Source organism: Kitasatospora sp. NPDC056531 (assembly GCF_042794375.1).
GTDB lineage: Bacteria > Actinomycetota > Actinomycetes > Streptomycetales > Streptomycetaceae > Kitasatospora.
On record NZ_JBHTTU010000029.1, the window covers coordinates 12,809 to 34,620 of the forward strand.

A 21,812-nucleotide genomic window follows, 5' to 3' on the forward strand; every position below is an offset into this window, starting at 1 on the left:
GGCAAGGGAGCTCTTGGGAATGGTCATCTCAACCACCGGCGCCCCCTCCGGCGTCCGGCTCAGCGCGGCGAACGGCACGGCGGCGGCACCGGGTGCCGTACCGCCGGGAGCCGCCGCTCCGGCTCCCCGGCTCGGCACCTCCGTCGACCCGGGCTCCGCGGCCTACCGGGCCAACACCGAGGCGCACCAGGCACTGGTCGCCGAACTCCGCGCCAAGCTCGACGCGGCCGCCCTGGGCGGCGGCGCCAAGGCCCGCGCCCGGCACACGGCGCGCGGCAAGCTCCTCCCCCGCGACCGGGTGGACACCCTGCTCGACCCGGCCTCGCCCTTCCTGGAGCTGGCTCCGCTGGCCGCCGACGGGATGTACGACGGGGCCGCGCCCGCGGCCGGGGTGATCGCCGGCATCGGCCGGGTCGCCGGACGCGAGGTGGTGGTGGTCGCCAACGACGCCACCGTCAAGGGCGGCACCTACTACCCGATGACGGTGAAGAAGCACCTGCGCGCCCAGGAGGTCGCGCTGGAGAACCGGCTCCCCTGCGTCTACCTGGTGGACTCCGGCGGCGCCTTCCTTCCGATGCAGGACGAGGTCTTCCCGGACCGCGACCACTTCGGCCGGATCTTCTACAACCAGGCCCGGCTCTCCGCCGCGGGCATCCCGCAGATCGCCGCCGTGCTCGGCTCCTGCACCGCCGGCGGCGCGTACGTCCCGGCGATGAGCGACCAGGCCGTGATCGTCCGCAACCAGGGCACGATCTTCCTGGGCGGGCCGCCGCTGGTGAAGGCCGCCACCGGCGAGGTGGTCACCGCCGAGGAGCTGGGCGGCGGCGACCTCCACTCCCGCACCTCGGGCGTGACGGACCACCTGGCAGAGGACGACGCCCACGCGCTCTCCATCGTCCGCACCATCGTGTCCGGGCTCGGCCCGCGCTCGGCCAAGCCGTGGCCGCTCACTCCGGTCGAGCCGCCGGCCGTCGACCCGGCGGGCCTGTACGGGGCCGTCCCGGTCGACCCACGCACGCCCTACGACGTGCGCGAGGTGATCGCCCGACTGGTCGACGGCAGCCGCTTCGCCGAGTTCAAGGCCGAGTACGGCGCGACCCTGGTCACCGGCTTCGCCCGGATCCACGGCCACCCCGTCGGCATCGTCGCCAACAACGGCGTGCTGTTCTCCGAGTCGGCGCTCAAGGGCGCCCACTTCATCGAGTTGTGCGACCAGCGCGGCATTCCCCTCCTCTTCCTGCAGAACATCACCGGCTTCATGGTCGGCCGGCAGTACGAGGCGGGCGGCATCGCCAAGCACGGCGCCAAGATGGTCAACGCCGTCGCCTGCACCCGCGTCCCGAAGCTGACCGTGGTGATCGGCGGCTCGTACGGAGCCGGCAACTACTCGATGTGCGGCCGGGCCTACTCACCTCGCTTCCTGTGGATGTGGCCGGGCGCCAAGATCTCCGTGATGGGCGGCGAGCAGGCGGCCTCCGTCCTCGCCACCGTCCGCCGCGACCAGCTGGAGGCCCACGGCGAGGAGTGGCCGACCGAGGCGGAGGAGGAGTTCAAGCGCCCCGTCCGCGAGCAGTACGAGCGCCAGGGCAACGCCTACTACGCCACCGCCCGACTCTGGGACGACGGTGTGATCGACCCGATGGACACCCGCACCGCCGTCGGCCTCGCCCTCACCGCCTGCGCCAACGCCCCGCTGGCGCCGCCCGCGCCGTACGGCGTCTTCCGCATGTGACGCCTCGCGCGGCGCCCCTTCGTGGTGTGACCCTCGTGATGCACCTCCTGATGTGACCCCGCTCTTCCGGGTGTGACTCCCACGGCGCCGGCCCGCCCTCCGGGCCGGCGCCCCAACCGCCCACCGCCACCTCCTTCGTACGGCTCCCCTCGACCCGGAGGATCGCCTCCCATGTTCGACACAGTTCTGGTCGCCAACCGCGGCGAGATCGCCCTGCGGGTGATCCGCACCCTGCGGCGGCTCGGTGTCCGCTCGGTCGCCGTGTTCAGCGACGCGGACGCCGACGCCCCGCACGTCCGCGAGGCCGACGTCGCGGTCCGCCTCGGCCCGGTCGACCGCAGCGACAGCTCGGCCGCCGAGACCTACCTGCGGACCGACCAGATCCTCGCCGCCGCCCGCCGCACCGGCGCCCAGGCCGTCCACCCCGGCTACGGCTTCCTCGCCGAGAACCCCGGCTTCGCCCGCGCGTGCGCCGACGCGGGCCTCGTCTTCATCGGACCGCCTCCCGGTGCGGTCGAGCTGATGGGTGACAAGATCAACGCCAAGGAGGCCGTGCGGGCCGCCGGTGTCCCGGTGGTCCCCGGCAGCCAGGCCACCGCGCCGACCGACGATGAACTCGTCGCCGCCGCGGACGAGATCGGCTACCCCGTGCTGCTCAAGCCCTCCGCCGGCGGCGGCGGCAAGGGCATGCGCCTGGTGCGGGACCGCGCCGACCTGCCCACCGAGATCGCCGCTGCCCGCCGCGTCGCCCGCACCGCCTTCGGCGACGACACCCTGCTGTTGGAGCGCTGGATCGACCGGCCGCGCCACATCGAGGTGCAGGTGCTGGCCGACGCCCGCGGCACCACCGTCCACCTCGGCGAGCGCGAGTGCAGCCTGCAGCGCCGCCACCAGAAACTGATCGAAGAGGCTCCCTCCGTTCTCCTCAATGCCGAGACCCGCGCCGCGATGGGCGCCGCGGCCGTCCGCGCCGCAGAGTCCTGCGGCTACACCGGGGCCGGCACCGTGGAGTTCATCGTCCCCGGCATCGACCCTGACGCCCCCGCCTCCGAGGGGGTGCGGGACTTCTTCTTCATGGAGATGAACACCCGTCTCCAGGTGGAACACCCCGTCACCGAACTCGCCGTCGCCGTCGGCCCGGACTCAGCCCGACTCGACCTGGTCGAGTGGCAGCTGCGCGTAGCCGCCGGCGAACCGCTCACGTTCACCCAGTCCGACATCTCCTTCCTGGGCCACGCCATCGAGGCCCGGATCTGCGCCGAGGACCCGGAGCGCGACTTCCTGCCCACCGGCGGCCGCATCCTCACCCTGGACGAGCCCCGGGGCGAGGGCATCCGCGTCGACTCCGGGGTCACCCCCGGAACCGTCGTCACCAGCGCCTACGACCCCATGCTCGCCAAGGTCATCGCGTACGGGCCCGATCGCCCGACCGCACTGCGCAGGCTCCGCGCCGCGCTGGCCGACACCCGCATCCTGGGTGTCACCACCAACACCGGCTTCCTGCGCCGACTGCTCGCCCACCCCGACGTCGTCGCCGGCCGGCTGGACACCGGCCTGGTGGAACAGACGGCCCAGCAGCAGCCGGCCCTGCTAGCCGCGCCGTACTCCCCGTCGAGCGCGGTCCCGTCGAACGCGACCGCCGCGGCCGGGGCCACGAACGCCGCCCGCCCCGCGGACGGAACCGACACCCCGGCGACCGAACCGCCGTCACCGGCCCACCTCCTGTACTACGCGGCCGCGCTGGCACGGCACCTGGAACTCACCCCGGCCACCGACCCCGGCGGCTGGACCGACCCGTTCTCCCTTCCCTCCGGCTGGCGCCTGGGCGGCGCCCCCGCCTGGACCACCCACCGACTCCGCGCCCCCGGCCAGGACCCGGTGTCGGTGCGCATCCGTTCGATCACTGCGGGCAACGTAGCCGACGCCACTGACAATTCCTCCGGGCTCACCCGCGAGGTGGAGCTCCGGCTCGACGCCGGGCCGGTCCACCGCGCCCGCGCCACCCTGGCCGGCGACCGGCTGCACCTGACCGTCGACGGCCTGCAGACTGCCTTCGCGCTGGCCACCGACACCACCCCCGGCCTGGCGGCCGGACCGGTGACCTGGCTCGGCATCGAGGGCGACGCCTGGCCGCTGCACGCCTACGACCCGGCCGTCGAGAGCGCCGCCGGGGCCGGCGCGCACCACGGCGCCCTGACCGCCCCGATGCCCGGCACCGTCACCGTCGTGAAGACCACGGCGGGCGAGACCGTCCGCAAGGGCCAGCCCCTGCTCGTGCTGGAGGCCATGAAGATGGAACACGTGATCGCCGCCCCGCACGACGGCGTGGTGGCCGAGCTGCGGGCAGCCGCCGGCGCCACCGTCGCGATGGAGGACCTGCTGGTCGTGGTCACCCCGGCCGAGGAGGCCGCCGAGCCCGCGGAGGTGCGGTCGTGACCACCCAGGAGCCCGTCGCCCACGACCCCGACGCCCTCGATCTGGGCCTGCCCGACCCGGTCCGAGCCCCCGGCCTGCCCGAGGAGGTCCGGATCCACGAGGTCGGCCCGCGCGACGGCCTGCAGAACGAGAGCTCGCTGGTGCCCGTCGAGGTCAAGGCGGAGTTCATCGCCCGGCTCGCGGCCGCGGGGCTGCGGACCGTCGAGGCCACCAGCTTCGTTCACCCGAAATGGGTACCGCAGCTCGCCGACGCCGAGGAGCTGATGCCCCGGCTCGCCGACCTGCCGGAGCGTCACCCCGGCCTGCGGCTGCCGGTGCTGGTACCCAACGAGCGCGGCCTCGCCCGAGCGCTCGCCCACCACGCCACCGACATCGCGGTCTTCGCCAGCGCCACCGAGACCTTCGCCCGGCGCAACCTCAACCGCTCGGCGGACGAGGCCATGGCGATGTTCCGCCCGGTCGTGACCGGGGCCGCCGAGGCCGGGGTCGCGGTCCGCGGCTACCTCTCGATGTGCTTCGGCGACCCCTGGGAGGGGCCCGTCCCGGTCGAGCAGGTGGTCCGGTACGGCGTGCAGCTGCTGGAGATGGGCTGCGCGGAGCTGAGCCTCGGCGACACCATCGGCGTGGCCACCCCCGGCCAGGTCAGCGCCCTGCTGACCGGCTTCGCGAAGGCCGGCGTGACGACCGACCGGCTCGCGGTGCACTTCCACGACACCTACGGCCAGGCGCTCAGCAACACCCTGGCGGCGCTGCGCGAGGGCGTCACCACGGTGGACGCCTCGGCCGGCGGCCTGGGCGGCTGCCCGTACGCGAAGAGCGCCACCGGCAACCTGGCCACCGAGGACCTGGTGTGGATGCTGCACGGGCTCGGCATCCGGACCGGCGTCGACCTGCGCGCGCTGGTCGCGACCAGCGGCTGGATGGCCGAGCGCCTCGGCCGCCCGAGCCCGTCCCGTACCGTCCAGGCGCTGCTCGGCGCCGCCCGGGGCTGACCCCGCCCCGGCCCGATCGACGGGCGTCGGCCGACCGTTCGGCCCGGCCGGCGCCCCCACGCACCACGTTCGTCCCTCAACCACACCGTGCGACCGTCACACCATCAGACGGGCGGCGGTCATCCCGTTCACGCCCGCGGCCACCCCGGCCGGGCACCAGGAGGATCAGATGCTCGACCACCGGCTCAGCAGCGAGTACGAGGACCTGCGGCGCACCGTCGCCGAGTTCGCCCAGGACGTGGTGGCGCCGAAGATCGGCGAGTTCTACGAGCGGGAGGAGTTCCCCTACGAGATCGTCCGGGAGATGGGGCGGATGGGCCTGTTCGGCCTGCCCTTCCCGGAGGAGTACGGCGGCATGGGTGGCGACTACTTCGCGCTCGGCCTCGCGCTGGAGGAACTCGCCCGCGTCGACTCCTCGGTGGCGATCACCCTGGAGGCCGCCGTCTCGCTCGGCGCGATGCCGATCTACCGGTTCGGCACCGAGGAGCAGAAGCGCGAGTGGCTGCCCCGGCTGACCTCCGGCGAACTCCTCGGCGCCTTCGGCCTCACCGAGCCGGAGGGCGGGTCGGACGCCGGCGCCACCCGCACGACCGCGCGGTACGACGAGACCACCGACGAGTGGGTCATCAACGGGACCAAGTGCTTCATCACCAACTCCGGCACCGACATCACCGGACTGGTCACCGTCACCGCACTCACCGAACCGATCGCTCGTTCGAGTGAAGAGGGTGAATTCCGCTCGCCTGTGCGGGAGATCTCCTCCATCATCGTGCCCACCGGGACCCCGGGGTTCCAGGTCTCGAAGAAGTACTCGAAGGTCGGGTGGAACGCATCCGACACCCGCGAATTGTCCTTTACCGACTGCCGCGTCCCCGCGGCCAACCTGCTGGGCGAGCGTGGCCGAGGCTACGCCCAGTTCCTGCGGATCCTCGACGAGGGCCGCATCGCGATCGCGGCCCTGGCCACCGGCCTCTCCCAGGGGTGCGTGGACGAGTCCGTCAAGTACGCCGGCGAGCGCCGGGCCTTCGGCCGGCCGATCGGCGCCAACCAGGCCATCCAGTTCAAGCTTGCCGACATGGAGCTGCGCGCCCACACCTCCCGCCTGGCCTGGCGGGACGCCGCCTCCCGGCTGCTGCACGGCGAACCGTTCAAGAAGGAGGCCGCGATCGCGAAGCTGTACTCGTCCGAGGCCGCCGTCGACAACGCCCGCGAGGCGACCCAGATCCACGGCGGGTACGGCTTCATGAACGAATTCCCGGTCGCCCGCTTCTGGCGCGACTGCAAGATTCTCGAGATCGGGGAGGGCACGTCTGAGGTTCAGCGCATGCTCATCGCCCGGGAGCTCGGCGTCACGTCGTGACGATCACTTCCTGATGGTCACCTCCTGAGCCGAGTCCACCGGGCCAACGCGCCGCTCCGCCAATGGTGCTGAGGAGCGGCCGACGGTGGAGGAGGCGTCAGGGGGTATCAGGCAACGACCCGCAAGGGCGACCCGGGGAGAACGTCCGCGAGAGTCCGCGCGGGGGGCCGCAGGGGCTCCGCAGGACTCCTCGGGAAGTCCTCAAGGGATAACGATCACCGGGCGGTTGGCCCGCCGCGCCAGCCGTCCGGAGACCGAGCCGAAGAGCTTGCCGAGCAGACCGTGCGTCGTGCCGACGACGATCGCGTCGGCGGCGTACTCGCGGCCGACCTCCTCGATCTCGTGGCAGATGTCGCCGCCCCGCTCGATCAGGATCCACGGCACCCCGGTGAGGAAGTCCGCGCAGGCGAGCTCCAGGCCGAGGACTTCGGTCCGGTGGTCGGGGAGGTCGACGAACACGGGCGGCTCGCAGCCCGCCCAGACCGTGGCCGGCAGGCGGTTGGCCACATGCACGATCACCAGGCCGCACTGCGATCGGCGGGCCATGCCGACCGCGTAGGCGAGGGCCCGCTCGCTCGACAGCGAGCCGTCGAAACCGACCACGACACCGTGCTGGAACACCGGGTCCAGGGAGCGTCCGGGCGCTTCCTGCGCCGACGACTCGGTGTGCCCGCCGGTGCCGCCGGGAACCGTCTCCGGACGCTCGGCGCCCGGGCCGGAGCGGCCCGTCACCGGGGGCTCCGCAGGGCCGGGCGGGGGCTCGCCACGGCGCTGGCGGGGCCCTGGGCGGTCGCGCCGGGCGAGGCTGCCCCGGCGGGTGAGGCTGCGCAGAGCTCGCGCGAGGCCTCGGGGTTCACCCTGCTCAGGGCTCCCGGCTGCGGACCGGACCTCGTCGCCGGGCGCACCGGCCGGAATGCGGTCCGGGGCGTCCGGGGCGTCGCTCGGCGGGTGGCCAGCGGGCTCAGCGGGCTCGGCGTGCTCGGCATATGGGCCGACAGGCCCCTCGGCACGGCCGCCGACGCCGTCATCGCCATGGTCTTCGGCGCGCTCGGCCAGGCCCCCTTCGAGGCGCCCTTCGGCGTGCCCGTCCAAGCCTCCATCGGCGCGCTCGTCTCGGCGCCCGTCGGCCGGGTCGAGGTTCGTGCGGGCGCCGTCTCCCCCGGGCCGTGCGCCCGCACTGCGGGGCGCGTCGGGTTCGACCGGTCGGGAAGGCTCAGAAACAGCCATGGCTCACGGCTCTTCAAGGGAGAGGGGCCGACAGGAGAGGACAACGCTGCCCGGGCGGCAGGCCCGCCAACGGGATGACGTCGGTCTACGCCGAGCAGCACCGTATGTGACCTGTTCCTTTCAGAGTACGACGGGCATGGGGCCCAGCCCAGCGGCGAAGCCCTGGAACGATGTTGTTCCCGCGAAAGGGGGATGCGCACGCCGAAACAATGCGCCCTGCCCACAGGCGATCGCGCCCCTCCGGAAAGGAGGTTCCCTGGAGCTTGACTGAGTGGACCGGAAGGCGCAACAGGCCCGCCGGACACCGTGACCGGACTGTCATGGATTGGCGACGATCCGTTGCGGGATGTCGCGAACCGTTACGTCCCGGGAGCCCGAACCGGCCCCGTCGGCCCGTCCGGACGCCCTCCGTCCATCACGTGCCAGGCCCGTTTCGGCCACTTCGTACGGCTTCGCGACGCGGTCTGGCATTTGCCAGGTGCATAGGCGCAGGCGCTGGCACCATGCTCGACATGGCCCTGCTCCTGTTCGACCTCGACAACACGCTGCTACCCCGGGACGCCGCCTTCCGGGCCTGGGCGCAGGACTTCCTGTCCGAACACCACCTGCCGCCCGGCGACCTCGACTGGTTCGTCACCCTCGACGGCAGCGGCTACGTGCCGCGCAGCACCGTACTGTCCGCCGTCCGGCGCCGCTACGGCTTGGACGCCTCCGTCGAGTTCCTGCTCGCGCACTTCCGACGCGGCATCAACTCGCACATCCACTGTCCGCCCCGGCACATCGAGGCGCTGCGGGCGGCGCGGGCCGCGGGGTGGACGCTCGGGATCGTCTCCAACGGCGGCACCCGGCCGCAGTTGGAGAAGATCCGGCGGACCGGGCTGGGGCCGCTGGTCGACGGCTGGGTGATCTCGGAGGAGGCCGACTGCGTCAAGCCGGATCCACTGATCTTCGAGATAGCCGCCCAACGGTGCGGCGTCCGGCCGACCGGGGACTGGGCGGCGCACACCTGGATGGTCGGGGACCACGCGCCCGCGGACATCGCCGGCGCCGAACTGGCCGGGCTGCGCAGCGTCTGGTTGCACCACGACCGGCCGTGGGCGGAGAGCGGCTACCGGCCGACGCTGAAGGCGGCCGGTCTGCCGGAGGCCGTCGGCCTCGTGCTGGCGGCGCGCAACGCGCCCTCGGCCCGAGCGGACGCCCGGCTGAACGGCCGCTCGGAGGCTCGGTCGGGCGTCCAGGTCGGCGGGCCGGTGCGTCGGCAGGCCGTCGGGGCCGCTGCGCGGGGCCCGGCGCGCGCGACGGCGCTCCTCGGCGCGCGGTCCGGCGCACGCCCGACGGGGACCGCCCCGGAGGGCTCAAGTACGCCCGTTGCCGTGAACGCCGGGACGGTCGGCGCCTCGGGCTCCGGGGCAAGGTCCGGTGTCCGAAACCGATCAGGTGAGTTTGCCGCGATCGCCGACGGTCGCCCGGGCGCGGGAGTGCAGGCGGAGTCGAGGATCGGGGCGGGCGCAGGGCCGGGCGCCGGGGTGGAACCGGGTACGGAGGGCGGTCCGGCCGTTCCGATGGTGCGCCCAACGCCCCTTCGCACGGCGGTCGATGGCACTCGCGTAGCCGTCGATGGCGCCGCACCCGCCCAGACCGTCTTCGCCTCGGCGCCGGTCACGGCCAGGGCCGCGGCGGCCGCCCAGTAGCGCCGAGGCCGGGCGCCGGGCGCGCAAAGGGCCCCGCTCGAAACCGGACACCGCACCGCACCGCCGTGCCCCCGCGCCGAAGGCCCTGGTCAGCCGCCCAGCGAGGTACGGGTCCACCAGCAGGTCGGAGCCAGTTCGGTGAACCCGAGGGTGCGGTAGAGCGGTTCGCCGGCCGAGGTGGCGACCAGGGTGGCCGGACGGTCCGGGAGCGCGTGGGCCAGGGCGGTCCGCAGCACGGCGCGGGCCACCCCCTGGCCGCGCCGGTCAGGCAGGGTGGCGACCCAGTACACCCCGGTGGCCCGGCCGTCGTCGTAGCTGAGGCAGGCACCCGCCGGGGCTCCGTCGACCCGGCCCAGCCAGGCCCGACAGCCGGGTTGGCGCAGCAACTGCTCCGGGAGCGCTTCGTTGCGGGTCCAGGGCTGACGGGCGGGCAGCGGGAAGCCGTCCACGATGACCCGCTCGACCTGCGCGAAGGTGTCTCCGTCCAGCGCCTCATCCACCGTCAGGGAGCCGCCGCCGCACACCGGGGAGACGACAGGCAGCTCGGTCGGCACGCCCTCCACCGGGTCCGGCTCACGCGCCATCACCGGCATGATCGGCATCCGGGTGGCCCCGAAGCGGGACAGGTCGAGCCCGCCGTACGGGTCCTCCAGGGTGAAGCGGATGGTCTCCCACTCGTCCAGGAGCTCCGCCAACTCCTTTTCCACGACGCTGGGTTCGGCGTACGGACGGGTAACCACGAAACGTTGGGAGTCGTCCGGGGTGCGCGCACAGCGGACCGCCGTCAGCCCCGGTTGGACTCGGGACTGCCAGCCGTGCGCGCGGGCTTGGGCGAGCCAGAAGGCGGCTGCATTGTCGTTGGCCTGTTCGAGCCGGCTGATGGTGTTCACGGCAGGACCGTAGCCCGGCCGCCCCGGCCCCGGCTCGGCCGCCCCGGCACTGGCCGGATGAAGCCTGGGAGGCGCACAGCCCGCGCACGTGCGCCCTCATGTGCACCGCCGATTTTCGGTCAATTTTGCGCCGCTCCCTCCCCCTTGGACAAATCCGCAGCCCAGACCCGCCGGCCGGGTGCCCGGAAGCCGGACGCCCCAGGAACCGCCCCGCGACAACCAGCCACCGTTGCACCGGCCCTCTTCCCAGAAGGGTCGACGGGTGCCACGCTTCGTGATCGAATGCATCACGCCAAATTGCCATGTCGACATAGCGTCGGATGGTGAACTTGTCACAACGGCAATGGTCCACCCGATAGATTTCGATCTTGGCTAGCAGTGCCGCACCACCCACACCACACCACCGAGGGGGCTTGAGCGCCTTGAGCAGGGTGAGCAGGAGCGACGCGGGTCCTGACAGCGGCCAGGCGCCGACCGGCACCGCGGGTCGGCCCGCGAGAAGCACCGGCACCTCCGCGACCGCCGCCACCACCCGCACCTCCGGCGCCCCGAGCACCTCGGGCCCCGCCTCGCACACCCCCTATCCCCCGGTGCCGTCCTCCGCCACCGGCCCCGCCCCGGCCGAGCACGGCGGTCCGGCGTACGGCGGGCAAGCCCACGGCGGCCACGGCAGTCAGCCCCTCGGCGGACCGACCCCCTACGGGGTCCAGTCGCCCCAGGGCGGGAACCCGACCCTCGGCGGACAACCCGTCAGTCGAGGCGCCGTCAACCCGACCCAGTCCTACGGCAACCCTGCCCAGCCCTACGGCGGCCCCGCCCAGCCCTTCACCGGCGAGTACTCCGGCTACAACGGCCACCAGGCCTACCCCGCCAGCGGCTCGGCCCCGGGCGTGAACGGCGCCGGCGGCCCGCTCGGCGCCCTGGCCCTGGGCACCGCCCCCGGCCACGGCCCGCTGGGCCACGGCGGCGGACCGGGCGCCAACGGCTCCCCGGTGGGCCCGCTGACGGCCGGCGCCCCGCGCAAGCTGTCCGGCCGGCGCCGCCGGGAGACCGTCGCGGTCCTGATCTTCGGCGGCGCCCCGATCTTCGAGAGCTCCATCCCGCTCTCCGTCTTCGGCGTGGACCGCCAGGACGCCGGGGTCCCCCGCTACCGGCTGCTGGTCTGCGCCGGGGAGGAGGGCCCGCTGGCGACCACCGGCGGCCTGACCCTCTCCGCACCGTACGGCCTGGAGGCCCTCGCCCGGGCCGGCACGATCGTCGTACCGGCCTGGCGCTCGATCTCCCAGCCCCCGCCGGTCGAGGCGATCACCGCCCTACGCAAGGCCCACCACGAGGGCGCGCGGATCATCGGCCTGTGCACCGGCGCCTTCGTGCTCGCCGCCGCCGGCCTGCTGGACGGACGCCCGGCGACCACCCACTGGATGTACGCCCCGACGCTGGCCAAGCGCTACCCCCGGGTGCACGTCGACCCGCGCGAGCTCTTCGTGGACGACGGCGACGTGCTCACCTCGGCCGGCACCGCCGCCGGGATCGACCTGTGCCTGCACGTGGTGCGCAGCGACCACGGCGCCGAGGCGGCCAACGCGCTGGCCCGACGGCTGGTGGTGCCCAGCCGCCGCAGCGGCGGAGGACAGGCCCAGTACATCGATCAGTCTTTACCGGAGGAGATCGGCAACGACCCGCTGGCCGAGGTGGTCACCTGGGCGCTGGAGAACCTCAACCAGCAGTTCGACGTCGAGGTGCTGGCAGCCCGCGCGTACATGAGCCGCCGCACCTTCGACCGCCGTTTCCGCACGCTCACCGGCAGTGCGCCGCTGCAGTGGCTGATCACCCAACGGGTGCTCCAGGCCCAGCGGCTGCTGGAGACCTCGGAGCTGTCGGTGGACGACGTCGCGCGCCGGTGCGGGTTCCGTTCGCCGGTGGCGCTGCGCGGGCACTTCCGCCGTCAGCTCGGGGTCTCGCCGGCCGCGTACCGGACCAGCTACCGGGCCCGTCGGCCCGGGCAGCAGTCGCCCGCCCCGGTCGGGGCGCTCGGCGGCGACCTGCGGCTGCCCGGCGCACTGCCGCACCCGGCGGCCGCCGCGGCTGCCTCGGCGGGCGGGACGCTGTTCGGCGGGGCGGCGCACGGCGCGCAGCCGGCCCATCCGTTCCCGGCGGGGCCCGGGGCGCAGGTGCCGGTCGGCCAGGCGGGGGCGCACGGCCACACCGGTCCGTACGGTCCGGGGCAGGCCGGGACGCCGACCGCCCAGGGGTTCCACGCCCGCGCGGGCCAGCCGTACCCGCACCAGCAGGCCGCGCAGCAGCCGCACCCCGGGCAGCAGGGTGTGGCGCGCGGTCCGGTGCGGCCGCCGCTGGTGCCGCCGCAGGCCGGGCCGGGTGCGGGGCGTCCGTCGCGCACCGCCGAGCACGCGGCGGCCGAGGACGGCCACCCCCAGCCGGGGGCGCGCGGCCAGGGCCAGGGGCACCGGAGCGGGGTCGAGCGGCCCGGCGACGAGCCGGGTGCGGGCGGTCGTGCGCACGGTGCGCCGGGCGGCCGGGTGCCGACCACCGCCGCCGGGCAGCCGGCGGACGGGGCGGGCGAGCTCCGTGGCCGGCAGGCCCGGGCGCCACAGGTCCGCACCCAGGCGGGCCGGGCCGCGGCGGCGGACGGCGGACGGACGGCGCGCGAGGCCCGTCCCGGACGGGACGGGCACGCGGTCCGCACCGGCCGGGAGGGCGAGCACCCGGAGGGCCGCGGCCCGCACGGCGGGGCGGAGGACCACCAGGCCGAGGGCGTCGCTCCGGCGCCCCTCTCGGCTCCACCGGTGCCCGCGGCGCGTGATCGCGCCGTAGGGTGAGTTGTGTGAATGACCGTTTGGTATGGATCGACTGTGAAATGACCGGCCTCGACCTCGACCGGGACGCCCTGGTCGAGGTCGCGGTGTTGGTGACGGACTCCGAGCTGAACATCCTCGGCGAGGGCGTGGACGTCATCATCCGCCCGCCGGCGGAGGCGTTGGCGAACATGCCCGAGGTGGTGCGCGAGATGCACACCTCCTCCGGCCTGTTGGAGGAGCTGGAGCAGGGCGTGACCCTGGCCGAGGCCGAGGAGCTCGTCCTCGCGTACGTGCGCCAGCACGTGCCGGAGGCCGGGAGGACGCCGCTGTGCGGCAACTCGGTGGCCACCGACCGCGGCTTCCTGGCCCGGGACATGCCGGCCCTGGAGAAGCACCTGCACTACCGGATCGTGGACGTCTCCTCGATCAAGGAGCTGGCCCGCCGCTGGTACCCGAAGGCGTACTACAACAGCCCGCAGAAGGGCGGGAACCACCGGGCGCTCGCCGACATCCGCGAGAGCATCGACGAACTGCGGTACTACCGCGAGGCGGTGTTCGTGCCGCAGCCCGGTCCGGACGCCGAGACCGCGCGCGCCATCGCCGAGAAGTACCAGGCCCCGGCCGGCTGACCCGGCGAGCCCCCGGCGCGATCGGCGCGACCAGCGCGGCGGGGGTGCCCGGACGGCCCTTGGAGGGGCGGAGGGGGTGCCCGCGTCCGCCGGAACGAAACCCTGGCGCGAGCACCCTCTCGGATCCTGTAGAGTTCTTCCTGTCGGAACGGGAACGCGAGAGCGGGAACGGACCGGACAGATGGTGGGTGTAGCTCAGTTGGTAGAGCACCTGGTTGTGGTCCAGGTGGTCGCGGGTTCGAGTCCCGTCACTCACCCCAGAGCCCGAGGGGCCGATCTCTTCAAGAGGTCGGCCCCTCGGGCGTTTTCGCGCTGCCTCAGTTGTGCACGCCGGTCCGGCTTTTCCGGTCGGCTTTTCCGGTCGGCCCCTGCCGCGAGAAGCTACCGGCTAGTAACATAGTCGTCATGACCACTCCTTCGATCGGCCAGATGCTCGACGCCACCGTGCCGATGGCGCACACCCTGAAGCTCGAGTACCTGGAGACCACCCCGGAGCGCGCCGTGCTCCGGCTGCCCGACCAGCCCGCGTACCACAACCACGTCGGAGGCCCGCACGCCGGCGCGATGTTCACGCTCGCCGAGTCCGCCAGCGGCTGCATCGTGCTCGCCGCCTTCGGGGACCAGCTGTCCCGGGCCGTGCCGCTCGCCGTGAACGCCGAGATCGCGTACAAGAAGCTCGCCATGGGCGAGGTCACCGCCACCGCCGTGCTCGGCCGCCCGGCCGCCGAGGTCGTCGCCGAGTTGGATGCCGGCGGCCGCCCCGAGTTCCCGGTCACCGTCGAGATCACCCGCGCCGACGGCGCCGTCACCGGCGTGATGACGGTCACCTGGACCCTGCGTCCCAACTCCTGACCGCCGCGCGGTCGGTGGCCCCGGGCGGACCGCCCGGGGCCACGTGCGCGATGACTGTCCGTGACGGCGGGCGTGACCTCACCGCCCGTCCGCTCGTTCTCAACTCACGTGCGAGCCAATCACGCGACCAAGCCCCAGGAACCCGCCCCGCACGGCGTCGCCGGAGCACGGCGGGCGCTCGCCCGGTGGCTGCCCCACCCGCGCGCCGTCGCCGCCGGAGGGGCCCTGCTCGCACAGCTCTGGGGCGTCGGCGCACCCGGCACGTACGCGGCCTCCGCCGAACCGCTGCCCGGGCAGGCCCAGCCCGCCGTCCGCCGAGCCGTACACGTCGTCCCCGCGCTCGACGGACAGTCAGCCGCCCGCCCCCCGGAACCGGGGCAGCCGGCGGCCCCGGAGCCCGCCCACTCCCCCGGGTTCGTCGGGGAACTGACCGGCGACGCTCCGCTGTACGCGACCTCCAGCGGGGTCGGCGGCGTTCTCCAGGAGCGCATCCGGGCCGGCGGGCTCCCCCTGCCCGGGCAGCGCGCCACCGTCCCCGACGCCTTCGCGCTCGCCTCCGGACTGCTCGACGCCGCCCCCGCCCGGGCCCGCCCGACCGAGACCCGTGCCTCCCGCGAGGACGAGCCCGCCGAACCGCCCACCGCTCCCCAGCCGCGCACTCCCCGGCAGGCGACCCGGCCCCGGCCCGAGACGGCGGAGACACCCGCGGTGCGGGAGGCGACGGTCCGCGAGGGACGGAGCGCGGTGGAACCCGTCGGTGCGGCAGGCGTCGCGGCCCCCTCCGCGCCGCCCGCCGCACCGACGGACAGCGGGACGCCCGAGGCGCTCGCCCTCGCCGACACGGCGGCCGTGACGGCTGTGGCCGACAGCTCCGCGACGGCCACCGCGGTGCTCGCCCCCATCGCCGCCGGACTGCTGCTCACCGGCGCGGCCATGTGCAAGCACCGCGGACTGCCGCGCGGGCACTGAACGGATCAAGACGCGACCCACGACACGGTCCTAGGAGCAGCCCGAGACGCGACCCGGGACACAGCCCAAGGCACGGCCGAAGGCGCGGCCTAACCCCCGGAGGCCAGCTCCACTTCCATCAGCGGGAGTTCACGCCCCGGGATCGAGAGGGACGGTGTGCTGCCGATGCGGGTGGCGCCCATCGCCAGGTAGAACGGCTCGGCGTGCGGGTCGGAGTCGATGGTGAGGCGGCGCAGGCCGAGCGCCCGGGCAACGCCTCGGACGTGCCGGAACAGCGCCCGGCCGATGCCGCGGCCGATCCGGTCGGGCTCGACGAAGAGCATGGCCAACTCCCCGGACGGCGGGACGGCGACCAGTACCGCGAACCCCCGCACCCGGCCGCCATCCTCGGCCACCACCGTGAACGTCGACGCCCGCTCGATCACGGCGGCGTCCACGGTCAGCTCCTCCCGGCAGGCGGCCATGAACGCCTCGTCGTAGCCCCAGTACGCCTTGGCCCGCAGGGCGATGCCGGTGAGCAGCTCGGCCTCGTCCGGGCGGGCGGGTCGAATGGGCACGGCGCCTCCTCGGGTCGGCGGCAGGGCAACAGGGCGGTCGGGCGGCAGGGCCATTGTCCGGCGTGGCTCGGTCGTCCTCAAACGGATTTACCGCCCCGAGGCGGCCGCGGCGAGCGCGGCCGTCAGCGGAAGACGCCCGGCGGTGGGGCCGGGGACGGCGCGGCGGTGGCGTCGGTGGCGGGAACGGCCCCCGCGGTGAAGTCGCTGAGGGCGCGGCCGTGTTCGACGCGACCGTGGGAGGAGTCGGAGGCGACGCGGCGGGTGAGGTCGGGGACGGGCAGGGGGGTGTGGGCGGCGGCGAGGATGAGGTTGCCGAAGCGCTTGCCGCGCAGGACGGCGGGGTCGGCGACCAGGCAGAGTTCGGGGAAGACCGCGGCGAGGGTGGCGACCTGGGAGCGGGCGAAGGGCAGGGCGGCGCCGTCGGCGATGTTGGCGGTGTACCAGCCGCCGGGGGCGAGGGCGCGGGCGGCGAGCGTGGTGAACTCGACGGTGGTGCAGTGGGCCGGGGTGCGGGCGCCGGAGAAGACGTCGGTGATGACCAGGTCGACGCTGGCCTCGGGTGTGCGCTCCAGCACGCTGCGGGCGTCCGCGCCGCGCACCTTGATCTGCCAGCCGCGCTCCAACGGGAGCTCGGCGCGGACGAGTTCGGTGAGCTCGGTGTCGATCTCGACGACCTGCTGGCGGGAGCGCGGCCGGGTGGCTGCCACGTAGCGGGCCAGGGTGAGGGCGCCGCCGCCCAGGTGCAGGACGGTCAGCGGGCGGCCGGGCGGGGCGGCCAGGTCGATCAGGTGGCCGAGCCGGCGCTGGTACTCGAAGCCGAGGTGGGTCGGGTCGGCGAGGTCGACCAGGGACTGCGGGGCCCCGTCGATCAGCAGGGTCCAGGCGGCGGGGCGGTCGCGGTCGGGGCGCAGTTCGGCCAGGCCGGAGCCGACGGGACGGCTGAGCGGCCCCTGGACGTGGGTGCGCCCGCCCGGCCCGGTGGTGGCTTCCGGCTCCGGGTTGCGCGCGGCTCTGCTGCTTCGTCCCATGGCGGCCATTATCGCCGCCCGAGGGGGGACACCCACAGGTCAGGGGCGTGCCGTGGGGATCCGGCCGGAGGGCTTAGGGCCCGGCGGAATCCTCGCGGCACGCCCGCTAGAACGGGCCGAGGCCGCCCGCGGTGAGCGTGCAGGCGGCCTCGCAGAGGGCGGAGCGGAGCACCCAGGCATCGGTGGGGCGGGCGGCGCGACCGGGGCCGGAGGGCGGGATCACCCAGCGCGGGTCGGTGATGCCGGGCACCAGGGCACCGGCCGTACAGGAGCTGCCGGGCAGGTGCCAGGTCTCCCAGGTACCGGCCGGGACGAGGAAGGAGACGGTGCTGCCGTTGCGGCTCTGGAGGACGGCTCCGCAGGCGCGGCGCAGCCGCAGGATGTCGACGGCCTCCAGGCCGTGCCGCACGGCGACCGTCACGGTGTCGCAACCGGTGACCAGGGTGCCCTCCTCGGGGACGGCGGCGTCCCGGCGCAGGCCGCCGCAGGAGCCGCGGCCGCCGTCGACCGGGCCCCGGCCGGGGAAACGCTCGTCGTCGGGGTCGGGGAGCAGGGCGGGGGCGGCGCCGGCGAGCACACCCCCGACGACGGGTCGGTACTGCGGCAGTCCGGTGGCCATCATGGCCCTCCTGTACCTTGTCGGGTCGGAAGCGCAGTCGCCCGGGGGTGGGGCACCGGGGGCGGGGACGGGCCCGGGGGGCGGCCTGGGCTTCCACGTATCAGGACAACGCGGCGGTGGCACCCGAGGCCACGGGGCGCATTACAGCAAGGCATGGCATTTCATGGCGGATATCCCGCAAGAACGCCCGTTTTGAACCGTTTTGACAGCATATATCCCGCAAACCGACTGTGGACGGTCGGTGACTCCGAGTATTCTCGGCGCCATGGCAGCCACCCCACCGGCCGAGCCGAACCGACCGTCCCCCAACACCGCGATGCGCGCACTGCGCGGCGACCGCTCACCCGGCGAGTTCGCCATGGCCGTCCGCCGGGCCGCCCGCGAGATCGGCGAGCACGTGTCCTGCGACGCCCGCTACGTCGGACGGGTCGAGTCCGGTGAGATCCGCTGCCCCAACTACGCCTACGAGCGGGTCTTCCGGCACATGTGGCCGGACCGCACGCTCACCGACCTCGGCTTCGCCCCCCGCGCCGCCGTCCGCCGCCGCCCGGCGGGGAGCGGCGGGGCGACCGGGGCGCCCCCGCTCCACCCACCGTTCCCGCCCCTGCCCGCCCCGCGCTCACCACTCTCCACCCAACTCCCGTACGCTGCCTCGCCGTACGCGGATCCAGCCGCTCCGGACGGGCCCCCGTGGCCGAGGGCCGGCGCGGTGCCCAGGGGGCCCGATGGATCGCCCTATCTCGACGAGGAGAACGACGACGTGCGTCGCCGTACGTTCCTGGCCGGCGGCTCGACCGCGCTGGCCGCCGTGATCGGCATCGACCGGCCGGCCGCGGCCGGTCCCGCCGCCGGTGCCGGCTCCGGCCCGGCTGCCGGCCGAGGTGCCGTCCCCGGTGCGGAGTTCACCGCACCATCACTGCTCGGCCTGGACCTGGTGGTGCCCGGCCGCCCCGGGCCGGTACCGCCGCCGCGCAAGGTCGGCGCCGCCGAGGTGCTCGGCGTCGAACAGGCCGTCCGGGAGATCAGACTGGCCGACGACGCGCACGGTGCCGACGCCCTGTACGACCTCGCCGGACAGTCGCTGCGCACCGCCTACGTGCTGCTCAACGAGGGCGAGTACACGGCCGAGACGGAGCGCAGGCTCCAGGCCGGGGCGGGCGAACTCGCCATCTCCGTGGGTTGGTTGGCGCACGACTCGAACCGGCTCGCGGACGCCCGCTCGTTCTACGCCGAGGCGCTCGCCACCGCCCGGATGGCCGGGGACCCCGCCCTGGAGGCGCACGTCTTCTGCAACAGCGCCTTCCTCGCCCGGGACGCCGGACGCCCCCGCGAGGCACTGCGTGCCGCGCAGGCCGGGCAGTCCGCCGCCCGGCAGTTGGACTCCGACCGGCTGCTCGCCCTGCTGGTCATGCGCGAGGCCGGCGCCTGGGCCGTGCTGCGGGACCGCTCCTCCTGCGAACGCGCGATCAGCCGGGCGTACACGCTGTTCGACCGGGGGCCGTCCGAGGGCGACCCGGAGTGGATGTCCTTCTTCGGCGAGGCGGAGTTCGTCGGCCTGCAGTCGCAGTGCTGGTCCGCGCTCGGCGACTGGGACCGCGCCAGCGAGCAGGCCGCGCTGGCCATAGCTCTGCAGGAGCCGCACTTCGTCCGCAACCGGGTGCTGTACACCGCCGAGCTGGCCCACGACCGGCTCGGCCGGGGGGACTTGGCGGGGGCGGCGCACCACGGCTCGGCCGCCGTCGCGCTGTTCGGCGAGGTCCGCTCGGCCCGGATCCGCAGCATGCTGGCGGACACCGCCGGCCGGCTGCGCCGACACGTCTCGGTGCCCGAGGTCCGCCGCTTCCTGGCCGGGTACGACCAGGCCGCAGCGGCCTGAGCAGCCGCGGCCCGGCCGCCGACCGGAGGATCAGTGGCCGGAGTTCAGCCCCTCCAGGTGGGACAGGTCGTTCCACACCTCCACCGCCGGGGCACCGTACTCCCAGGACAGCACGCACAGCGCCGCCGTGCCGAGCTTGAACCTCTGGGCGAACTCGGGCGGCAGGCCCAGCCAGCGGGCGGTCAGGATGCGCAGCACGTGGCCGTGCGCGAACAGGATCACGTCCTGATCGGCGCAGTGCATGACGGTGGTGTCCGAATCCGGGACGCCGTGCTCCTCGTGGAGGCCGGCGAGGAAGGCGTCCACCCGGGCGGCCACCTCGGAGAGCTTCTCGCCGCCGGGCACCCCGTCGCGCCAGATCAGCCAGCCGGGGTGGTCGGTGGCCCGGATGTCCGCGCCGGTGCGGCCCTCGTACTGGCCGTAGTCCCACTCCATGAGCTCCGGGCGCTCCACCGCGCGGTCGCCGAAGCCGGCCAGTTCACAGGTCTCCTTGGCGCGGCCGAGCGGGCTGGTGTAGACGAGCGCGTCCGGCAGTCCGTTCCAGGGGGCCTTGGCGAGCCGGGCGCCGAGCGCCCGGGCCATCGCGCGGCCCTCCTCGGTCAGCGGGATGTCGGTGCGGCCGGTGTGTTGGCCGGTGGCCGACCACTCGGTCTCACCGTGGCGGACCAGCACGATTCGGGCGGGCATGGGGGGCTCCTCGCAGCGGGGCGGTCAACGGTCGGTCTCACCCTTGAGCACCGGGCTCCATGATCCCCCACCCGGACGGCGACCACGATCGCGGGCTGCGGTTCCCGCCGGTTCCGGCCGGAACAGGCCGGTCCGCGCCGCATTGTCGGACCCGGATGCGACACTGGGCCGCACCATGAACGTCTCGACGAACGTCCCGCTCAGCGGGCCCGCTGAGCCGCTCGCCCTGCGGCTCGCCGAGCTGCGCGGACCGGCCCCGCAGCGCAGTCTGAACGCCCGCGCCCTCGCCGCGCTCGCCGCCAATCCGGGTTGTCACCGCCGCGCCGTGCTGGACGCGGCCGGGGTGGACAAGTCCGCGCTGGCCGCCCGGCTCGGCCGCCCCGCCCCCTTCGGCCAGTCCCCGTTCGCGATCGCCCGCGGCGTGATCTTCGAGTCCCGGCTGAAGGCGGACGACTACTCCGCGCTGCTGGAGCCGCTGCGCGCCCACCTCGGCGTCCCGGCCGACGACCGCGCCCCGCTGCTGGTGCCCGACCTGCTGCACCGCTCCGGCCCGGCCGTCCGCGCCGACCGGACGGCCGAGGCGCTGGCCCTGGCCGCCGCCGAGCCGGAGGCCTGGACACTGCTGGACCACCCGATGCTGCGCCTGGAGGTGGCGGGCAGCACCGCCTACCTGGAGCCGGACGCGCTGGTGGTGCACGGCGGGCGGTGCACCGTGGTCGAGATCAAGTCCTTCCCGGTGCTGGACGGCAGTGCGGACCCGGCCAAGGTCGGCGCCGCCGCCCGCCAGGCCGCCGTGTACGTGCTGGCGCTCCAGCGGACCGCCGCCGCAGCCGCCGGGCAGGCGCCGACCGACGACCCGTACACCGAGCAGCGACTGCCGGGCAGCCCCCGCACCAGCGTGCTGTTGGTCTGCCCGAAGGACTTCGGCAACCGGCCGACCGCGGTCGCCGTCGACGTCCGCCGCGAGCTGGCCGTCACCCGCCGCCAGCTGAGCCGGATGACCGGCATCGACCGACTGCTGGACACTCTGCCGCCGGGCACCGACTTCGACCTGGCCGCCGACCGGGACGGCGCCCCGTCCCGCACCTCCGAGCAACTGACCGCCGCAGTCGAGTCGGTGCCCGCCGCGTACAGCCCGGACTGCCTCTCCTCCTGCGAACTCGGCTTCCACTGCCGCGCCCAGGCCCGCTGCGGCGACCGGGTCGAGCAGCTCGGCCGGGGCGTGCGCGGCGAGTTGGGCAGCATCCGTACGGTCACCGAGGCACTGGCCGCCGCCTCCGGCCCGAACGGCGGCGGCACGGACGACGGCGACGACACCGCGGACGACGCGGCCGAGCGCCTCGCCTACGCGGCCGCCCTGCGCGCGGAAGCGCTGGGTGTGGGCGCATGAGCGGGCGGAGCGAGCTCATCGTCAAGAGGCGCGCGTGGGCGAATGCCCCTGCCGAGCGGAG

16 protein-coding genes, 1 tRNA gene and 2 pseudogenes are annotated in these 21,812 nt (G+C 74.6%); 13 read left to right on the plus strand and 6 right to left on the minus strand.

Annotation, left to right across the window (positions count from 1 at the left end; translation table 11 throughout):
- The first annotated feature begins 19 nt into the window (after window positions 1-19).
- The 4 genes from ACFQ87_RS23370 (at window position 20) to ACFQ87_RS23385 (ending at window position 6,520) form a co-directional block, all read left to right on the plus strand.
- A complete protein-coding gene (locus ACFQ87_RS23370) occupies window positions 20-1,732 on the plus strand; it encodes a carboxyl transferase domain-containing protein (protein WP_380612732.1) in 1,713 nt (570 codons plus the stop codon).
- A 171-nt stretch (window positions 1,733-1,903) separates the two neighbouring features.
- On the plus strand, window positions 1,904-4,168 hold the full coding sequence (locus ACFQ87_RS23375) for a biotin carboxylase N-terminal domain-containing protein (protein ID WP_380612733.1): 2,265 nt from the start codon (window positions 1,904-1,906) through the stop codon (window positions 4,166-4,168).
- On the plus strand, window positions 4,165-5,160 hold the full coding sequence (locus ACFQ87_RS23380; protein ID WP_380612734.1) for a hydroxymethylglutaryl-CoA lyase: 996 nt from the start codon (window positions 4,165-4,167) through the stop codon (window positions 5,158-5,160). Before ACFQ87_RS23375 ends, ACFQ87_RS23380 begins: the two co-directional genes overlap by 4 nt.
- 169 nt (window positions 5,161-5,329) lie before the next feature.
- The gene (locus ACFQ87_RS23385) at window positions 5,330-6,520 is read left to right on the plus strand and encodes an acyl-CoA dehydrogenase family protein (protein WP_380612735.1); all 1,191 of its coding nucleotides are present in this window, start codon (window positions 5,330-5,332) and stop codon (window positions 6,518-6,520) included.
- A gap of 201 nt (window positions 6,521-6,721) precedes the next feature.
- Here the strand turns inward: ACFQ87_RS23385 and ACFQ87_RS23390 are convergent.
- Window positions 6,722-7,168 (minus strand): annotated as a pseudogene (locus ACFQ87_RS23390) (universal stress protein); the annotation flags it as partial.
- A gap of 300 nt (window positions 7,169-7,468) precedes the next feature.
- Here ACFQ87_RS23390 and ACFQ87_RS23395 point away from each other — a divergent pair.
- Together ACFQ87_RS23395 and ACFQ87_RS23400 are read left to right on the plus strand one after the other, a co-directional pair.
- Window positions 7,469-7,825: a hypothetical protein gene (locus tag ACFQ87_RS23395; protein ID WP_380612736.1), complete on the plus strand. Its 357-nt coding sequence runs from the start codon at window positions 7,469-7,471 to the stop codon at window positions 7,823-7,825.
- Between the two features lie 434 nt (window positions 7,826-8,259).
- On the plus strand, window positions 8,260-9,438 hold the full coding sequence (locus ACFQ87_RS23400) for an HAD family hydrolase (protein WP_380612737.1): 1,179 nt from the start codon (window positions 8,260-8,262) through the stop codon (window positions 9,436-9,438).
- An 89-nt stretch (window positions 9,439-9,527) separates the two neighbouring features.
- On the opposite strand, the gene ACFQ87_RS23405 is transcribed toward ACFQ87_RS23400, so the two are convergent.
- The gene (locus ACFQ87_RS23405) at window positions 9,528-10,328 is read right to left on the minus strand and encodes a GNAT family N-acetyltransferase (protein WP_380612738.1); all 801 of its coding nucleotides are present in this window, start codon (window positions 10,326-10,328) and stop codon (window positions 9,528-9,530) included.
- 992 nt (window positions 10,329-11,320) lie between these two features.
- Between ACFQ87_RS23405 and ACFQ87_RS23410 the strand changes: the two are divergent.
- From ACFQ87_RS23410 to ACFQ87_RS23430, 5 genes and pseudogenes are all read left to right on the plus strand, one after another.
- A pseudogene (locus ACFQ87_RS23410) lies at window positions 11,321-12,332 on the plus strand (helix-turn-helix domain-containing protein); the annotation flags it as partial.
- An 838-nt stretch (window positions 12,333-13,170) separates the two neighbouring features.
- Window positions 13,171-13,773: an oligoribonuclease gene (gene orn, locus ACFQ87_RS23415; RefSeq protein ID WP_380612739.1), complete on the plus strand. Its 603-nt coding sequence runs from the start codon at window positions 13,171-13,173 to the stop codon at window positions 13,771-13,773.
- A gap of 184 nt (window positions 13,774-13,957) precedes the next feature.
- Window positions 13,958-14,033, plus strand: a tRNA-His gene (locus ACFQ87_RS23420).
- Between the two features lie 145 nt (window positions 14,034-14,178).
- A complete protein-coding gene (locus tag ACFQ87_RS23425; protein WP_270146831.1) occupies window positions 14,179-14,625 on the plus strand; it encodes a DUF4442 domain-containing protein in 447 nt (148 codons plus the stop codon).
- A gap of 108 nt (window positions 14,626-14,733) precedes the next feature.
- Complete coding sequence (locus tag ACFQ87_RS23430; protein ID WP_380612740.1) at window positions 14,734-15,594, plus strand: hypothetical protein; 861 nt, start codon at window positions 14,734-14,736, stop codon at window positions 15,592-15,594.
- Window positions 15,595-15,683: 89 nt separating this feature from the next.
- Here the strand turns inward: ACFQ87_RS23430 and ACFQ87_RS23435 are convergent, their stop codons facing one another.
- From ACFQ87_RS23435 to ACFQ87_RS23445, 3 genes are all read right to left on the minus strand, one after another.
- Entirely contained in the window at window positions 15,684-16,151 is a 468-nt protein-coding gene (locus ACFQ87_RS23435) for a GNAT family N-acetyltransferase (RefSeq protein WP_380612741.1), read from the minus strand.
- 122 nt (window positions 16,152-16,273) lie between these two features.
- Window positions 16,274-17,179: a spermidine synthase gene (locus ACFQ87_RS23440; protein WP_380612742.1), complete on the minus strand. Its 906-nt coding sequence runs from the start codon at window positions 17,177-17,179 to the stop codon at window positions 16,274-16,276.
- Between the two features lie 106 nt (window positions 17,180-17,285).
- Complete coding sequence (locus tag ACFQ87_RS23445; protein ID WP_380612743.1) at window positions 17,286-17,801, minus strand: hypothetical protein; 516 nt, start codon at window positions 17,799-17,801, stop codon at window positions 17,286-17,288.
- Window positions 17,802-18,063: 262 nt separating this feature from the next.
- Between ACFQ87_RS23445 and ACFQ87_RS23450 the strand changes: the two genes are divergently transcribed.
- Complete coding sequence (locus ACFQ87_RS23450) at window positions 18,064-19,674, plus strand: tetratricopeptide repeat protein (protein WP_380612744.1); 1,611 nt, start codon at window positions 18,064-18,066, stop codon at window positions 19,672-19,674.
- Window positions 19,675-19,704: 30 nt separating this feature from the next.
- Here ACFQ87_RS23450 and ACFQ87_RS23455 read toward each other — a convergent pair whose 3' ends face one another.
- Complete coding sequence (locus ACFQ87_RS23455; protein WP_380612745.1) at window positions 19,705-20,361, minus strand: histidine phosphatase family protein; 657 nt, start codon at window positions 20,359-20,361, stop codon at window positions 19,705-19,707.
- A 175-nt stretch (window positions 20,362-20,536) separates the two neighbouring features.
- Here ACFQ87_RS23455 and ACFQ87_RS23460 point away from each other — a divergent pair, with 175 nt between their 5' ends.
- Window positions 20,537-21,751, plus strand: a complete 1,215-nt coding sequence (locus ACFQ87_RS23460; protein ID WP_380612746.1) for a hypothetical protein — start codon at window positions 20,537-20,539, stop codon at window positions 21,749-21,751.
- Window positions 21,752-21,812 lie beyond the last annotated feature (61 nt).

Coding starts and splice junctions, on each gene's coding strand:
- ACFQ87_RS23370 (WP_380612732.1), top strand. CDS start 20: ATGGTCATCTCAACCACCGGCGCCCCCTCCGGCGTCCGGCTCAGCGCG.
- ACFQ87_RS23375 (WP_380612733.1), top strand. CDS start 1,904: ATGTTCGACACAGTTCTGGTCGCCAACCGCGGCGAGATCGCCCTGCGG.
- ACFQ87_RS23385 (WP_380612735.1), top strand. CDS start 5,330: ATGCTCGACCACCGGCTCAGCAGCGAGTACGAGGACCTGCGGCGCACC.
- ACFQ87_RS23400 (WP_380612737.1), top strand. CDS start 8,260: ATGGCCCTGCTCCTGTTCGACCTCGACAACACGCTGCTACCCCGGGAC.
- ACFQ87_RS23425 (WP_270146831.1), top strand. CDS start 14,179: ATGACCACTCCTTCGATCGGCCAGATGCTCGACGCCACCGTGCCGATG.
- ACFQ87_RS23440 (WP_380612742.1), bottom strand. CDS start 17,179: ATGGGACGAAGCAGCAGAGCCGCGCGCAACCCGGAGCCGGAAGCCACC.
- ACFQ87_RS23445 (WP_380612743.1), bottom strand. CDS start 17,801: ATGATGGCCACCGGACTGCCGCAGTACCGACCCGTCGTCGGGGGTGTG.
- ACFQ87_RS23450 (WP_380612744.1), top strand. CDS start 18,064: ATGGCAGCCACCCCACCGGCCGAGCCGAACCGACCGTCCCCCAACACC.
- ACFQ87_RS23455 (WP_380612745.1), bottom strand. CDS start 20,361: ATGCCCGCCCGAATCGTGCTGGTCCGCCACGGTGAGACCGAGTGGTCG.
- ACFQ87_RS23460 (WP_380612746.1), top strand. CDS start 20,537: ATGAACGTCTCGACGAACGTCCCGCTCAGCGGGCCCGCTGAGCCGCTC.